13 protein-coding genes are annotated in these 14,959 nt (G+C 66.8%); 8 read left to right on the top strand and 5 right to left on the bottom strand.

Going from position 1 to position 14,959, the window contains the following annotated elements; genetic code table 11:
- Positions 1 to 76 precede the first annotated feature (76 nt).
- The gene (gene glyA, locus EYB42_RS07320; RefSeq protein ID WP_135449220.1) at positions 77 to 1,372 is read right to left on the bottom strand and encodes a serine hydroxymethyltransferase; all 1,296 of its coding nucleotides are present in this window, start codon (positions 1,370 to 1,372) and stop codon (positions 77 to 79) included.
- Between the two features lie 206 nt (positions 1,373 to 1,578).
- On the opposite strand from glyA, the gene EYB42_RS07315 reads away from it, so the two are divergent.
- Entirely contained in the window at positions 1,579 to 2,337 is a 759-nt protein-coding gene (locus EYB42_RS07315; RefSeq protein ID WP_240784021.1) for an NAD kinase, read from the top strand.
- Positions 2,338 to 2,409: 72 nt separating this feature from the next.
- On the opposite strand, the gene EYB42_RS07310 is transcribed toward EYB42_RS07315, so the two are convergent.
- The 4 genes from EYB42_RS07310 to EYB42_RS07295 all read right to left on the bottom strand — a co-directional run bounded on the left by EYB42_RS07310 (position 2,410) and on the right by EYB42_RS07295 (position 8,685).
- A complete protein-coding gene (locus EYB42_RS07310) occupies positions 2,410 to 3,825 on the bottom strand; it encodes a sigma-54-dependent transcriptional regulator (RefSeq protein ID WP_135449218.1) in 1,416 nt (471 codons plus the stop codon).
- The gene (locus tag EYB42_RS07305) at positions 3,822 to 4,214 is read right to left on the bottom strand and encodes an Hpt domain-containing protein (RefSeq protein ID WP_135449217.1); all 393 of its coding nucleotides are present in this window, start codon (positions 4,212 to 4,214) and stop codon (positions 3,822 to 3,824) included. The genes EYB42_RS07310 and EYB42_RS07305 overlap by 4 nt, the downstream gene beginning before the upstream one ends.
- A 39-nt stretch (positions 4,215 to 4,253) precedes the next feature.
- Positions 4,254 to 6,140 (bottom strand): propionyl-CoA synthetase, encoded by a 1,887-nt coding sequence (locus tag EYB42_RS07300; protein ID WP_135449216.1) that lies wholly within the window; start codon positions 6,138 to 6,140, stop codon positions 4,254 to 4,256.
- Positions 6,141 to 6,405: 265 nt separating this feature from the next.
- Positions 6,406 to 8,685: an NADP-dependent malic enzyme gene (locus tag EYB42_RS07295; protein ID WP_135449215.1), complete on the bottom strand. Its 2,280-nt coding sequence runs from the start codon at positions 8,683 to 8,685 to the stop codon at positions 6,406 to 6,408.
- A 139-nt stretch (positions 8,686 to 8,824) separates the two neighbouring features.
- Here EYB42_RS07295 and EYB42_RS07290 point away from each other — a divergent pair, with 139 nt between their 5' ends.
- The 7 genes from EYB42_RS07290 to EYB42_RS07260 all read left to right on the top strand — a co-directional run bounded on the left by EYB42_RS07290 (position 8,825) and on the right by EYB42_RS07260 (position 14,934).
- Positions 8,825 to 9,907, top strand: coding sequence for a cupin domain-containing protein (locus EYB42_RS07290; RefSeq protein ID WP_135449214.1), 1,083 nt, complete (start codon positions 8,825 to 8,827; stop codon positions 9,905 to 9,907).
- A 114-nt stretch (positions 9,908 to 10,021) separates the two neighbouring features.
- On the top strand, positions 10,022 to 10,435 hold the full coding sequence (locus EYB42_RS07285; RefSeq protein WP_205909965.1) for a cytidine deaminase: 414 nt from the start codon (positions 10,022 to 10,024) through the stop codon (positions 10,433 to 10,435).
- The gene (locus EYB42_RS07280) at positions 10,432 to 11,742 is read left to right on the top strand and encodes a thymidine phosphorylase (protein WP_135449213.1); all 1,311 of its coding nucleotides are present in this window, start codon (positions 10,432 to 10,434) and stop codon (positions 11,740 to 11,742) included. Before EYB42_RS07285 ends, EYB42_RS07280 begins: the two co-directional genes overlap by 4 nt.
- Positions 11,742 to 12,938 (top strand): phosphopentomutase, encoded by a 1,197-nt coding sequence (locus tag EYB42_RS07275; protein WP_135449212.1) that lies wholly within the window; start codon positions 11,742 to 11,744, stop codon positions 12,936 to 12,938. Before EYB42_RS07280 ends, EYB42_RS07275 begins: the two co-directional genes overlap by 1 nt.
- 72 nt (positions 12,939 to 13,010) lie before the next feature.
- Positions 13,011 to 13,988, top strand: a complete 978-nt coding sequence (locus tag EYB42_RS07270) for an adenosine deaminase (RefSeq protein WP_240784020.1) — start codon at positions 13,011 to 13,013, stop codon at positions 13,986 to 13,988.
- The gene (upp, locus tag EYB42_RS07265) at positions 13,989 to 14,621 is read left to right on the top strand and encodes a uracil phosphoribosyltransferase (protein WP_135449210.1); all 633 of its coding nucleotides are present in this window, start codon (positions 13,989 to 13,991) and stop codon (positions 14,619 to 14,621) included. It abuts the gene before it with no gap.
- A gap of 1 nt (position 14,622) precedes the next feature.
- The gene (locus EYB42_RS07260; protein ID WP_135449209.1) at positions 14,623 to 14,934 is read left to right on the top strand and encodes a hypothetical protein; all 312 of its coding nucleotides are present in this window, start codon (positions 14,623 to 14,625) and stop codon (positions 14,932 to 14,934) included.
- Positions 14,935 to 14,959: the final 25 nt, after the last annotated feature.

Below are 14,959 nucleotides of genomic sequence, written 5' to 3'. Positions count from 1 at the left end.
CACCGGGTTGAACCCGCACTCGGGTGCCCCCCGGTGGCGTGCCCGGCGTGGTGCGCTGTAGCGCACCCTGCGCCGTTCAAAGCTCCGGGTAGATCGGGAAGCGCTGGCAGAGGGCCTCGACTTCGGCTTTCACCTTGGCCTCCACCGCCGCGTTGCCGTCTTCGCCGTTGGCTGCCAGACCATCCACAACCTCGATGATCCAGCGGGCGATCTGGCGGAACTCGGGCTCACCGAAGCCGCGGGTGGTGCCTGCGGGGGTGCCAAGGCGGACGCCGGAGGTGATCGTCGGCTTTTCGGTGTCGAAGGGGATGCCGTTCTTGTTGCAGGTGATGTGGGCGCGGCCCAAGGCCTTTTCGGTGGCGTTACCCTTCACGCCCTTGGGGCGCAGGTCCACGAGCATCAGATGCGTGTCGGTGCCGCCCGTCACGATGTCGAGCCCGCCCTTCATCAGCTCGTCCGCGAGCGCCTTGGCGTTGGCGATCACCTGCTGCTGGTAGGTCTTGAACTCGGGCCGCAGCGCCTCGCCGAAGGCGACGGCCTTGGCGGCGATGACATGCATCAGCGGGCCGCCCTGGATGCCGGGGAAGATCGCCGAGTTGACCTTCTTCGCGATGTCCTCGTCGTTCGTGAGGATCATGCCGCCACGGGGGCCGCGCAGGGTCTTGTGCGTCGTCGTGGTCGCCACATGGGCATGCGGGAAGGGGCTGGGGTAGAGGCCCGCCGCCACGAGGCCCGCGAAATGCGCCATGTCCACCAGAAGGTAGGCGCCCACGCTGTCGGCGATCTCGCGCATCCGCCTGAAGTCGATGATGCGGGGAATGGCCGAGCCGCCGGCGATGATGAGCTTCGGCTTGTGTTCGGTGGCCAGTTCCTGAACCTGGTCGTAGTTCAGTTCGAGGTCCTGCTTGCGCACGCCATACTGGACGGCGTGGAACCATTTGCCCGACTGGTTCGGCGCAGCGCCATGGGTGAGGTGGCCGCCGGCGTCGAGCGACATGCCGAGGATGGTGTCACCGGGCTTGATCAGCGCCTGGAAGACGCCCTGATTGGCCTGGCTGCCCGAATTCGGCTGAACATTGGCGAAGCTGCACCCGAACAGCTTGCAGGCGCGCTCGATCGCCAGGTTTTCAGCGATGTCCACATACTGGCAGCCGCCGTAATAACGCTTGCCCGGGTAGCCTTCGGCATACTTGTTGGTCATCACCGAGCCCTGCGCCTCCATCACCGCGCGGGACACGATGTTTTCCGAGGCGATCAGCTCGATCTCGTGCCGCTGGCGGCCCAGTTCCTGGGTGATGGCCCCGAACAGCTCCGGGTCGCGGGAGGACAGGGGTTCGGTGAAGAAGCCGGTATCGCGGTGGGGTGCATTCATCGTCAGGTCCTCCGGGCGTGGATGTGCGCGCTATCTAGAGCATGGCGGCACATCGGGAAAGGCAAGAATCCGACATGATCCGGATCGGGGGCGAAATATTCTTGCCGCACGGAACAGGAAGGGCCATCGCCTCCGCTGGCGCAGGCTTGAGTTTCCCGGCACGCGGGGTCAAGGTTCGAAACAGCCGGGCGGGAAGGGGGGCGAGGGTGCGCATCAGGTTCACGGCATCGAGGGCCCCTGCCGCCGTGGCGGCGCTGGCGGCGCTGACCGCGCGCTATGGCCAGGCCGAGCCCCGGACGGCCGAGGTGATCGTGGCGCTGGGCGGTGACGGCTTCATGCTGGAAACGCTGCACGCGGCGCATGGGCGCCGGCTGCCGGTCTATGGCATGAACTGTGGCACGATCGGCTTTCTGATGAACGCCTATGCCGAAGACGGCCTGATCGAGCGCCTGCGCGCGGCCGAAGAGACGGTGATCCATCCTCTGGCGATGCGGGCAGTGAATGCAAAGGGCAGGGTGACCGAGGCGCTTGCGATCAACGAGGTCTCGCTTCTGCGCCAGGGGCCGCAGGCGGCAAAGCTGCGCATCTCGGTCGACGGGCGGGTGCGACTGGAAGAACTGGTCTGCGACGGGGCGTTGGTGGCAACGCCCGCGGGATCCACCGCCTACAATTATTCGGCGCATGGGCCGATCCTGCCCATCGGATCGGACGTGCTGGCGCTGACGGCGATGTCGGCCTTCCGGCCCCGACGCTGGCGGGGGGCGCTCTTGCCGTCATCCGCCGTGGTGCGGTTCGAGGTGCTGGAGGCCGAAAAGCGGCCGGTGATGGCGGATGCCGACAGCCGGTCCTCGGTGCGCAATGTCGCAAGCGTCGAGGTCAGGACCGAGCCTTCGGTCACGCACAGGCTGCTGTTCGATCCGGGCCACGGACTGGAGGAACGCCTGATCGGCGAGCAGTTCACCTGACGCCGTAGCACGCGCGTTGCTTGTGTGACCGGATCTTGGCTGCCCGTGTGCCAAAGACGTGCCAGGCAGTCGTCAGGAGGCGCGCGCCTTCCAGCCCTCGATCTTCCGGTATAGCGTGGAGGGCGAGACATCCAGCACGCGCGCGGCCCGCGGGATCGAATTGCCGTGGCGGGCAAGTGTTGCCTCGATCAGCAGCCGCTCTGCCTCGGCCAGGGTCAAGCCGACCAGGCTGTCGGTCGTGGGCAGGTCGGGGTCCGGCTGCGGACCGGATGTCGCGCGGGCAGGAAGGTCGTCGGCCAGTCCGGGAGGCAGCATCTCGGGCGTCACCCAGCCCCCCCTGTTCAGCACGACGACGTTGCGGATCACGTTCAGCAGTTGCCGCACGTTCCCCGGCCAAGGCAGTTGCAGCAGCAACGCGCGGGTCTCCGGGGTCAGGCCATGAAACCGTCGCCCTTCTTCCTCGGCAAAGCGCTGGAGCGCGGCCTCGGCGATTTCGATCACGTCATGGCCGCGCTCGCGCAGAGGCGGCATGTGGATCGGCACGACGAACAGGCGGTAGTATAGATCCTCGCGGAACTGGCCGCGGCGGACGGCATCCAGCGGGTCGCGGTTGGTGGCACAGACGATGCGGACGTTCACCTTGCGGGGCCGGGTGGCCCCCACGGGCTGGACGGTAGAGGTCTGCAGGAAACGCAGGAGCTTGGTCTGCAGCGCGGGCGCCATTTCGCAGATCTCGTCGAGGAACAGCGTTCCCCCGTCGGCCGCCGCCGCCGCGCCCGGCTTGTCAGAGATTGCGCCGGTGAAGCTGCCCTTCATGTGACCGAATACTTCACTTTCCAGCAGGTCCTGCGGGATGGCGCCGCAGTTGAGTGCGATGAAGGGGCCCGAGGCGCGGGCCGAATTGGCATGGACGGCCAGAGCGCAAAGTTCTTTCCCGGTGCCACTTTCGCCGGTGATGAAAACGGTGGCCATGGAGCGCGCGACCGAGGCGATGGTGGCATGGATGCGTTTCATCGCCTCGGAAGAGCCGATGAAGCCGGAGGTATCGGGCAAGGTTGCGCTCTCGACCGAGGGCACGATGCCTGACTCTTCGGCCCGGCGCTCTCCGCGTTCTTTGAGCAGGTTCTGCACCGCGCCGAGCAGGCGGTTTTCATCGAATGGTTTCACAAGGAAGTCATGCGCACCCGCCCGCATCGCCTCGACCGCGCGGTTGACCGATCCGTTGGCGGTAATGGCAATGATTGCGGTTTCGGGTTGCATGGCAAGGAATTCCTGCATCAGCTGCAAACCGTCACGGTCCGGCAGCACCAGGTCCAGCAGCACCACCGAGGGACGCAGGGCCTGGAACTGGGCAAGCCCTTCTGCAGCCGATCCCGCGACCGAGACGCGGAACCCCGCCCCGGAAAGGATCGAGCGATAGACCATCTGAAGCGAGCTGGTATCCTCGATCAGCAGCAGCGGCGGGCGAGAAGTTGTCGGGGTCTTCATTCCTGTGCCTCGGCGGCGGTGGTATCGACCACGGCGATCAGGGCGGCGAGGTCGGCCTGAAGCAGGGGCAGAAGGTCGGCAAGCGTCGCCGGGTCACGGGCATGCGCTGCCACGTTCAGTGCCTGCGCCTGTTCGTGCAGGGTCACAGCGCCCGCCGAACCGGCCAGCGAGATCAGCACATGGCTGGCCTCGCGCAGGTTGTCCCAGTCAGGGCCAGCAGCAGCCCGCGCGATGCCCTCGGCGCAGCCTGCGAGATCAAGCCGAAGCTGTGCCAGCAGCGCCGGGGCCTCTTCCGGGCCGACCAGGCGCAGAAGGTGCCGCAGCCGGGCTGCGTCAAAGCCGCCGGGCAGGGCCGGAACCTCAGGGCGGGGGTGCAGGGGTCTTTGCATAATGCAAAGATTGCCCGAGCACGGCAGGTCTGTCCAGTCTCAGTCCTTGGCCAGGCCGATCGAGCGCAGCGCCAGCGTGATCTCGTCCAGGATCGCGGGGTCGTCGATGGTGGCGGGCATCTTCCAAGGCTGGCCGTCGGCGATCTTGACCATGGTGCCGCGCAGGATCTTGCCCGAGCGGGTCTTGGGCAGGCGGTCCACCACCACGGCGCGCTTGAAATCGGCGACGGGGCCGATCTGGTCGCGGACCAGTTGCACGCATTCCTTCACCACCTCGTCATGCGGGCGGTTCGAACCCTTGTTGAGGCAGAGGAAGCCCAGCGGCGACTGACCCTTCAGCTCGTCGGCCACGCCGATCACGGCGCATTCGGCCACGTCCTTGTGCGATGCAAGCACCTCCTCCATCGCGCCGGTGGACAGTCGGTGGCCGGCGACGTTGATGACATCGTCGGTGCGGGCCATGATGTAGAGATAGCCGTCCTCATCGACATAGCCCGCGTCGCCGGTCTCGTAGTAGCCGGGGAAGTGGTCGAGGTAGCTCTTGCGGAAGCGGTCCTCGGCATTCCACAGCGTCGGAAGGGTGCCGGGCGGTAGTGGCAACTTGATTGCGATGGCGCCGAGCGTGCCGGGGGAAACCGGGTGGCCGCCCTCGTCCAGCACCTGCACGTCGAATCCGGGCATGGGCACGGAAGGGCTGCCGATCTTGACCGGCAGATGTTCGATGCCAAGCGGGTTGGCGGCGATGGCATAGCCGGTCTCTGTCTGCCACCAGTGGTCGATCACCGGCACCTTCAGGTGGGTCTGCGCCCAGTGGATCGTGTCGGGGTCCGCGCGTTCGCCCGCCAGATAGAGCGCCTGGAGCGTCGGCAGCGGGGGGACCAGCTTGCCGTCCGGGTCGTCGCGCTTGATGGCGCGAAGGGCGGTGGGCGCGGTGAAGAAGCTGCGCACCTTGTGTTCGTTGATGACGCGCCAGAAGGCGGCGGCGTCTGGGGTGCCGACGGGCTTGCCTTCGTAGACGACGGTGGTGCAGCCGGCGATCAGGGGGCCGTAGCAGATGTAGCTGTGGCCGACGACCCAGCCCACGTCCGAGGCGGCCCAGAACACGTCGCCCGCGCCGACGTTGTAGATCGCGCGCATGGTCCAGTTCAGCGCCACGAGATGCCCGGCGGTGGGCCGCACCACGCCCTTCGGCGCCCCCGTGGTACCCGAGGTGTAGAGGATATAGGCCGGATGGTTGCCCGCGACGGGCACGCAGTCGGCGGGCGTCACCCCGTGCTGGAAGGCGTGCCAGTCTAGATCGCGGCCGGGGGTGAGGGCGGCCACCTCCTGCTCGCGCTGGAAGATCACGCAGAAGTCGGGCTTGTGGGCGGCCTGGTCGATGGCCGCGTCGAGGAGCGGCTTGTAGTGGACCACTCGAGAGGGCTCGATCCCACAGGAGGCGGCGATGATCGCCTTGGGCGTGCAGTCGTCGATGCGGACGGCAAGTTCATGTGCCGCGAAGCCGCCGAAGACCACCGAATGGATCGCGCCGATCCGCCCGCAGGCAAGCATCGCCTCCAGCGCCTCGGGGACCATGGGCATGTAGATGATGACCCGGTCGCCCTTTTCGATGCCGCGGGCCTTCAGCGCGCCCGCAAGACGGGCGACGCGGTCCTGCAATTCGGCATAGGTGATGACGTGTTTCGTTCCGGTGACGGGGCTGTCGTGAATGATCGCGGGCTGCTTGCCACGGCCGGCGGCAACGTGGCGATCGACGGCATTCCAGCAGGTGTTTACCTCGGCGTCGGTGAACCATTCGAAAAGGGGGGCGCGGCTGTCATCCAGCGCCTTTGCGGGCTTCTTCACCCAGTCGATGCCCCCCGCTGCCGAGAGCCAGAACCCCTCCGGGTCGTTCCGCCACTGGTCATAAACCTGCGCATAGCCCATCGCGATCTCCCCCCCCTGCCGATGTCTCCTCGTGATGGTGGTATGCCATGGGATGCCCGGGGCGCAACGGTGTTACCGTTAGCGGAGTGCGACAGATTTGCAGAATTTGCGGCGTAACGGGACAAATATTTGCAAACCAATGGCCGCCTGCAAATCACCTGATCCGTTGCGCGAAAGATTTGCAAAGGGGGCGGAGTTTTCGAAAGCTCCGCACCGGAGCCCTTGAAGGCTTCGGGCCGACTTCTTCGAAGAAATCGGCGAACGGTCAGCCGTAATGCGCGACCGGTGTGCCGGCGATCGCCGACATGTTCAGAAGGCCCCGCGCGGTGATCGCCGGGGTCACCACATGCGCCTTGTTGCCCATGCCCATCAGGATCGGCCCGACCTCCAGCCCGCCTGCCTTGACCTTCAGGATGTTGCGCACGCCCGAGGCCACTTCCGACGAGGCGAAGACCAGCACGTTTGCCGCTCCGTCATAGCGCGAATTGGGCAGAAGCCGGTCGCGGATCGACTGGTCCAGCGCGGCGTCGATATTCATTTCGCCCTCATATGCGAAATCGGGCTCGCGGACGTCCAGCAGTTCCAGCGCCTCGCGCATCCGGCGGGCAGAGGCATTGTCCATGTTGCCGAACTGCGACTGGGTGCAGAGCGCGATCTTCGGGGTGATGCCGAACCGGCGGACATGGCGAGCCGCGCCGATCACGGTTTCCATGATCTGCTGCGGGGTGGGTTCCGAATGCACATGGGTGTCGGCGATGAAAAGTGGACCGTCTTCCAGGATCATCATCGACAGGGCGCCTACCGGGTGCAGGCCGCCGCGCGCGAGGATCTGGCGCACATAGCCGAGGTGCCAGTTGTACTGGCCGAAGGTGCCGCAAATCATGCTGTCGGCTTCCTCGCGGTGCACCATGATCGCGGCGATTGCAGTGGTGTTGGTGCGCATCACCGCGCGGGCGATGTCGGGTGTGACGCCGCGGCGGGCCATCAATTCGTGATAGGTGCCCCAGTAATCGCGGTAGCGGTGGTCGTTTTCCGGGTTGACCAGGTGGAAGTCGCGCCCCGGCCGGATCGGCAGGCCGAAACGTTCGCAGCGCGCCTCTACCACCTCGGGCCGTCCGATCAGGATTGGCACCTCGGTCGTCTCTTCCAGGATCGCATTGGCCGCGCGCAGCACGCGCTCGTCCTCGCCTTCGGCAAAGACTATGCGGCGGGCGGCAGTGCGGGCGGCCTCGAACACCGGCCGCATCAGAAGGGCCGACTTGAACACCGAACCATCAAGCTTGCGCTTGTAGGCGTCGAGATCCTCGATGGGCCGTGTTGCAACGCCGGTTTCCATCGCCGCACGGGCCACGGCACTTGCCACGGTGCCGATCAGACGGGGATCGAAGGGCTTCGGGATCAGATAGTCGGGGCCGAAGGCCATGGTCTCGCCCCGGTAGGCGGCGGCGGCCTCGGCCGAGGTGGTGGCGCGGGCCAGCGCGGCGATGCCCTCGATGCAGGCCAGTTCCATCGCGGCGTTGATCGTGGTCGCGCCCACGTCCAGTGCGCCCCGGAAGATGAACGGGAAGCACAGGACATTGTTGACCTGGTTCGGGAAGTCGCTGCGCCCGGTGGCGATGATAGCGCCGGGGGCGACCTTGCGAGCCTCGTCTGGCAGGATTTCCGGGGTGGGGTTGGCAAGCGCGAAGATGATCGGGTTCGGCGCCATCTTCGCCACCATCTCGGGAGTCAGCACGCCGGGGCCGGACAGACCGAGGAACAGGTCGGCGCCCGCGATCACATCGGAAAGGGTTGCCGGACGGTCGCCCTGGGCGAAGGCCTCTTTCTGCGGGGTCATCTGCGCCTCGCGGCCGCGATAGACCAGACCCTCCAGATCGCAAAGCCAGATGTTCTCGCGACGGACCCCCAGTTTTACCAGCATTTCCAGGCAGGCAATGCCCGCCGCGCCGCCGCCGGTGGAAACCACCTTGATGTCCTGGAACCGCTTGCCCGCGACGATCATCGCATTCGTTGCTGCAGCGCCAACCACGATCGCCGTGCCATGCTGGTCGTCGTGGAAGACCGGAATTTTCATCCTCTCGCGACACAGCTTTTCCACGATGAAGCAGTCGGGCGCCTTGATGTCCTCCAGGTTCACCGCACCGAAGGTGGGTTCCAGCGCGCAGACGATTTCGGCCAGCTTCACCGGGTCGGGTTCGTTCACCTCGATGTCGAAGCAGTCGATGTTGGCGAACTTCTTGAACAGGACCGCCTTGCCCTCCATCACCGGCTTGGACGCGAGCGCCCCGATGTTGCCGAGGCCAAGGACCGCAGTGCCGTTCGAAATCACGGCGACGAGGTTGCCCTTGGAGGTGTAACGGCTGGCCGTCGCCGGATCGCCCTTGATCTCGAGGCAGGCCTCGGCCACGCCCGGGGAATAGGCGCGGGCCAGGTCGCGGCCGTTGGCAAGGGGCTTGGTCGCACGGATTTCCAGTTTTCCGGGCTTGGGAAATTCATGGTAGTCCAGTGCCGCCTGTCGCGCGCCGTCGTGCCGTGCCTCGTCCATCCGTTCCTCCCGCGAAGATGGTTCAGCGTTAAACCATCTTTATGCTTTCGCCAATGCGGCATCGGTTGAAGCCCATTCGCGCCCGGCTTGCAAATCACAGCCGCGCCAGACACGATGCCGCCATAGCACGGGGATGACCATGACGGAAATACGCGCCGAAGTCAGGCTGCCAACGCATGAACTGCGGGAGGATCTGCCCTTCTACACAAAGACCCTGGGCATGCGGCTGGACATGATCTTTCCCGCCGACAACCCCGAGGTGGCGGTTCTGTCGGGCCATGGCCTGCGCATCCGCATCCAGAAGGGCGCGCCCGAGGCGCCAGGCACGATCCGCATCCTGACCGACGATCCGACCTTTGCCGGGGGCGCGAAGGAACTGGTCGCGCCAAACGGCACGCGGGTGGAGATCGACGAGCTGAACCCCCCGGTTGTCACGCCGGCAACGGAACATGCCTTCGTGGTGCGCCGCCTGGCCGATCAGGCGCCCTGGGTGATCGGGCGGGCCGGGATGGAATATCGCGACTTGATTCCCTCGCGCCTCGGCGGGGCGATGATCGCCAGCCACATCCGCGTCCCGGACGGCCCGGTGCCCGACATGGTGCATTTCCACAAGGTCGGCTTCCAGCTGATCTTCTGCGTCGCGGGCTGGGTGGATGTTCTGTATGAAGATCAGGGGGATGTTCGCCGTATCCATGCCGGCGACTGCTTCATCCAGCCGCCGGGCATCCGCCACAAGGTGCTGCATTCCGAGGGGGTGCAGGTGGTGGAGATCGGCGTCCCGGCCGAACACATCACCGAGATCGACCACGAGATGACCCTGCCCACCCCGCATTACCGGCCCGAGCGGGAATGGGAGGGGCAGCGTTTCGTTCACAACATCGGGGCAGAGGGCATCTTCCGTCCCTTCCGGATCCCGGGCTTCGAGGCGCGTGACACGACGATCCACGCGGCGACGAAGGGCGTGGCCTCGGTCATGGTGGCGCGGCCTGCAGGAGAGCCCACGCCGTGGACGGTGCATGACGGTGACATCCTGTTCAGCTTCGTCATGAAGGGGGCCATGACCCTGGAGGGCGAAGGGAAAGACCCCTACCGGCTGGAGCCGGGCGATGCCTTCGTGATCCCGCCGGGCATGGCCACGCGCTATGCCGACCCGACACCGGACCTGGAACTCCTGGAGGTAACGCTGCCCGGCAATCCGCCGACGCGGGTGGTGGCGATGTGACGCCTCTGCGTGCGCCTTCGGCTTCCCATCGCCGACCCGCGACGAGACGCCAGAGACGTATGCGAAGCACACCCCGCTTGCGGAAAGCGCGCCTTCGGCTCACACTCTGACCAAATGGTCAAACAGGGGATGGCGATGACGCTGCTTGAGGCCGCAACGGCGGTGCGGGAAAGGGCCTATGCGCCCTATTCGCGCTTCAAGGTGGGGGCGGCGCTGCGCGCGACAAGCGGCGCGGTGCATGTCGGCTGCAATGTCGAGAACGTAGCCTATCCCGAAGGCACCTGTGCCGAGGCTGGCGCCATCGCCGCGATGGTCGCGGCGGGGGATAACCGGATCGCCGAGATTCTGGTCATCGCCGACAGCCCCGACCCGGTGCCCCCCTGCGGCGGCTGCCGGCAGAAGATTGCCGAATTCGCGGCCCCCGAAGTGAGGGTTACAATGTGCACGACCGATGGAAAGCAGAAAGTGATGACCGTGGCCGAACTTCTGCCTGGCCTGTTTACCGCCGCGCACATGGAGCGGACGTGACAGACGCGCGTTCGATCATCGCAAAGGTCCGCGACGGGGGTGAGCCTTCGGCCGACGACCTGCGCTGGTTCGCGGCGGGGCTTGCCTCGGGCGAGGTGACGGATGCCCAGGCCGGGGCCTTCGCTATGGCGGTACTTCTGAAGGGGCTGTCAGAGCAAGGCCGGGTCGCGCTGACCCTGGGCATGCGCGACAGCGGAAAGGTTCTGTCCTGGCACCTGCCCGGCCCGGTGGTGGACAAGCATTCTACCGGCGGGATCGGCGATTGCACCTCGCTTCTGCTCGCCCCGGCGCTGGCGGCCTGCGGGGCCTATGTGCCGATGATCTCCGGCCGGGGCCTGGGCCATACCGGGGGCACGCTGGACAAGCTGGAGGCGATACCCGGTTTCCGCACCGCCCTGACGGAACAGGCGTTGCGGGCGCAGATCGACGCAGTGAAATGTGCGATCGTGGCAGCTTCGTCCGATCTGGCCCCGGCTGACCGGCGGCTTTATGCGATCCGCGATGTGTCGGGCACGGTGGAGTCGATCGATCTGATCACTGCGTCGATCCTGGCCAAGAAGCTGGCAGCGGGGCTGCAGGCCCTGGTGCTGGACGTGAAATGCGGAAGCGGTGCCTTCATGAAGACGCCGGAACGGGCCGAGGCGCTGGCGCGTGCGCTGGTTTCGACGGCGCGCGGTGCAGGCTGCATGACCAGTGCGCTGATCACCGACATGTCGCAGCCCCTTGCCACCGCGGCAGGCAACGCGCTGGAGGTGATCGAGGTGATGAAGACGTTGACCGGCACTTCGGGCTACAGCCCGCTTCGGGCTTTGACGGTCAGTCTGGGCGGCCAGGCGCTGGCCCTTGCCGGGTTGGCGACAAATGCGACCGATGGCGCGGGCCGGATCGCCGAGGCCTTGCAGTCGGGCCGGGCTGCCGAGATCTTCGGGCGCATGGTCGCGGCACAGGGGGGGCCTGCGGATTTCATCGAACGCTGGCCGGAAAGGCTGCCCTCGGCGCCCGTGGTGTTGGATGTGCCGGCACCGGTAGCTGGCTATGTCGTGGCGATCGACGGGGAGGCGCTGGGCCATGCGGTGGTGCATCTGGGCGGCGGTCGGTTGCGGGAGGGGGACAAGGTGAACCCCTCGGTCGGGCTGTCGGACCTGGCCGGGATCGGCGAGGAAACCGGGGCCGGCGTGCCGCTGGCCAAGGTGCACGCCGCCAGCGAGGATGCGGCGCGGGCGGCGGTGACCGCGGTGCAGGCGGCCTACCGGATCGGGCCGGAGGCGCCAGAAGCGCCCGCCCTGATCCAGAAGAGGATCGCCTGATGGCCCGCGCCTTTCTTGTGGTGATGGATTCGGTCGGCTGCGGCGGGGCGCCCGATGCGGCAGCCTTCGGCGACGCGGGCGCGAACACGCTGGGCCACATCGCGGCGGCCTGCGCCGAGGGCCGGGCCGAGACCGGCCGGTCTGGCCCGCTGCGGATGCCGAACCTCGACCGGCTGGGTCTGGGGGCGGCGATCCGGCTGGCTTCGGGCGCGGCCACGCCGGGGCTGGATGCCGTGCCCGAGGGGCTGTGGGGGGCGGCAGAGGAGGTGTCGAAGGGCAAGGACACGCCGTCCGGGCACTGGGAGCTGGCCGGCGTGCCGGTGCCCTGGGACTGGACCTATTTCCCCGACACCGTGCCCGCCTTCCCCGATGACATCGTGGCCGAGGTCTGCCGGCTGGCCGGGACCGAGGGCATCCTCGGCAACTGCCATGCTTCCGGCGTGCCGATCATCGCCGAACATTGCGAGGAGCATCTGCGGACCGGCTGGCCGATCTGCTATACCAGCGCCGACAGCGTGTTCCAGATTGCCGCGCATGAAGAGGCCTTCGGGCTGGAGCGGCTGCTCAAGCTGTGTGCCGACCTGGCGCCGATGCTGCACGCCCGCAAGGTCGGCCGGGTGATCGCGCGGCCCTTCACCGGCACCTGCGGCGATTTCCGGCGCACTGCGAACCGCAAGGATTTCGCCATCGCGCCGCCCTCTCCGACGCTTCTGGACTGGGTGGTCGGGGCCGGGCGGGCGACGCATGCCATTGGCAAGATCGGCGACATCTTCTCGATGCGGGGCATCGGGACGCTGCACAAGGGCAAGTCGGACGCTGACCTTTTCGAACATCTGGTGCGGCTGGGTGCCGAGGCGGAGCCCGGTTCCTTGACCTTCGCGAACTTCGTCGAGTTCGACACGCTGTATGGCCATCCGCGCGACGTGTCAGGCTATGCCCGTGCGCTGGAGTGGTTCGACGCCCAGATCCCGCGGTTCCTGTCCAACCTGCGGGCGGGGGATCTGGCGATCTTCACCGCCGATCACGGCAACGATCCGACCTGGGCCGGAACCGAGCACACGCGCGAGCGGGTGCCCGTGGTGGGCTGGGGCCTGGGCCGGCGCGAGGTGGGCCTGCGCGGGTTCGTGGATGTCGGGGCGAGCGTGGCGGCGCATCTGGGGGTGGCCCCGGAAGGGCCTGGGCGGAGTTTTCTGTGACCGGCCCCGGGGGTTTCACACCCCCGGACCCCCGTGGGATATTTGTGAACGGAAGAAGGGATGGAGTGCCCCGTGAGCGGATTGCCGAAAGTGGAATTGCATCTGCATCTGGAAGGCGCGGCGCCGCCAGCCTTCATCCGGGGTCTGGCGGCCGAGAAGCATCTGGACATATCCGGCATCTTCGATGCGCGGGGAAACTACCGCTACAGGGACTTCTGGGATTTCCTGAAGGTCTACGAAGCGGCGACCTCGGCCCTGCAGACGCCCGAGGATTACCGGCGCCTGACGCTTGCAGTGCTGGAGGAATCCGCGGCCTCGGGCGTGGTCTATTCCGAAACCTTCCTGTCCCCCGATTTCTGCGGGGGGCGCGATCTGGCGGCCTGGCGGGAATATCTGCACGCGATCCGCGAGGCAGCCGAGGAGGCAGAGCGGAAGCAGGGAATCATCCTGCGCGGCATCGTCACCTGCATCCGACATTTCGGGCCAGAGAAGGCGCGTGAAACGGCGCTTTGCGCGGCCGAGACGGCGGACCACTGGCTGGTGGGCTTCGGCATCGCGGGCGACGAGAGGATGGGCGCGCCGAAGGATTTCCGCTGGGCCTTCGACTGTGCGCGCGAGGCGGGCCTGCGGTTGACGGCGCATGCCGGGGAATGGGGCGGGCCGGACAGCGTGCGTGACGCGGTACGCGATCTTGCGGTGGAACGGATCGGGCACGGGGTGCGGGCGATCGAGGACCCCGCGCTGGTCGATGAACTGGCCGAGACGGGGATCGTGCTGGAGGTCTGTCCGGGATCGAACGTGGCGCTGGGGCTTTACCCCTCGTTCCGGGCCCACCCGATCGCCGAACTGGACCGGCGCGGGGTGAAGGTCACGGTATCGACCGACGATCCGCCGTTCTTCCATACGACGATGGCGCGGGAATACGAGGAATTGCACCGTGCCTTCGACTGGGATGAACGGCAATTCCGTCGCATCGCGCGCCAGTCGCTTGACGCTGCCTTTTGTGACGCCGATACCAGAACCAGAGTTGCGCAGAAGCTGGAGGCCTGAATGCTGGATCACCTGACCGTCGTGTCGCACCCGCTGGTTCAGCACAAGCTGACCCTGATGCGGGAAAAGGACACCTCGACCGCCAGTTTCCGCAAGCTTCTGCGCGAGATCAGCCTGCTTCTGGCCTATGAGGTCACGCGCGAACTGCCGATGACGACCAAGCGGATCGAGACCCCGCTGGAAGAAATGGACGCCCCGATGATCGAGGGCAAGAAGCTTGCCCTTGTCAGCATCCTGCGGGCGGGCAACGGGCTTCTGGACGGGATCCTGGAGCTGATCCCGGCGGCGCGCGTGGGCTTCATCGGCCTTTACCGCGACCCCGAGACGCTGCAGCCCGTGCAATATTACTGCAAGCTGCCCGAACAGATGGAGGACCGGATCGCCATCGTGGTCGACCCGATGCTGGCGACGGGTAATTCCAGCGCGGCGGCAGTGTCGCTGTTGAAGAAGGCCGGAGCGAAGCAGATCCGCTTCCTGTGCCTGCTTGCGGCACCCGAGGGCATCGCCCGGATGAAAGAGGCGCACCCGGATGTGCCCATAGTGACGGCGGCGGTGGACAGCCATCTGAACGACCACGGCTATATCGTGCCCGGGCTCGGCGATGCCGGGGACCGCATGTTCGGGACCAAGTAGCATGCGGCGTGGGGCGGTCTGCCTGTCGGCTGCGCTGGCGGGCGCTGCCCTTGCCATCGTGCCGGCCGGTCCGGCGCCGGCCGAACTGATCCGCCCGGCCGAACTGCCGCCGCCCGACTATGCCGGCCAGCAGTATGTTGACAGCCGGGGCTGCCTGTTCCTGCGGGCGGGAACGCCCGGAAATCCGGTCTGGGTGCCCAGGGTCACGCGGCAGGGTGCACCCATGTGCGACAATCCGCCTTCGGGTCGGCGGGTACCCGTGGCAGAAGACGGTGTTGCCCCTTCAGCGCCGGCCGCATCGGCAGGACCTTAGGGCGGCACGAATCGTCATCCGTTCA

The organism is Tabrizicola caldifontis, from assembly GCF_004762095.1.
Taxonomy (GTDB): Bacteria; Pseudomonadota; Alphaproteobacteria; order Rhodobacterales; family Rhodobacteraceae; genus Tabrizicola; species Tabrizicola caldifontis.
Note: the sequence above shows the minus strand (reverse complement) of the source record. Positions and strands in the feature narration are given on the sequence as shown.

Excerpts from the sequence above, each read along its gene's own strand:
- upp (WP_135449210.1), top strand. The coding sequence starts at position 13,989 with ATGCTGGATCACCTGACCGTCGTGTCGCACCCGCTGGTTCAGCACAAG.
- EYB42_RS07285 (WP_205909965.1), top strand. The coding sequence starts at position 10,022 with ATGGTCAAACAGGGGATGGCGATGACGCTGCTTGAGGCCGCAACGGCG.
- EYB42_RS07290 (WP_135449214.1), top strand. The coding sequence starts at position 8,825 with ATGACGGAAATACGCGCCGAAGTCAGGCTGCCAACGCATGAACTGCGG.
- EYB42_RS07305 (WP_135449217.1), bottom strand. The coding sequence starts at position 4,214 with ATGCAAAGACCCCTGCACCCCCGCCCTGAGGTTCCGGCCCTGCCCGGC.
- EYB42_RS07295 (WP_135449215.1), bottom strand. The coding sequence starts at position 8,685 with ATGGACGAGGCACGGCACGACGGCGCGCGACAGGCGGCACTGGACTAC.
- EYB42_RS07260 (WP_135449209.1), top strand. The coding sequence starts at position 14,623 with ATGCGGCGTGGGGCGGTCTGCCTGTCGGCTGCGCTGGCGGGCGCTGCC.
- EYB42_RS07275 (WP_135449212.1), top strand. The coding sequence starts at position 11,742 with ATGGCCCGCGCCTTTCTTGTGGTGATGGATTCGGTCGGCTGCGGCGGG.
- EYB42_RS07310 (WP_135449218.1), bottom strand. The coding sequence starts at position 3,825 with ATGAAGACCCCGACAACTTCTCGCCCGCCGCTGCTGCTGATCGAGGAT.
- glyA (WP_135449220.1), bottom strand. The coding sequence starts at position 1,372 with ATGAATGCACCCCACCGCGATACCGGCTTCTTCACCGAACCCCTGTCC.
- EYB42_RS07300 (WP_135449216.1), bottom strand. The coding sequence starts at position 6,140 with ATGGGCTATGCGCAGGTTTATGACCAGTGGCGGAACGACCCGGAGGGG.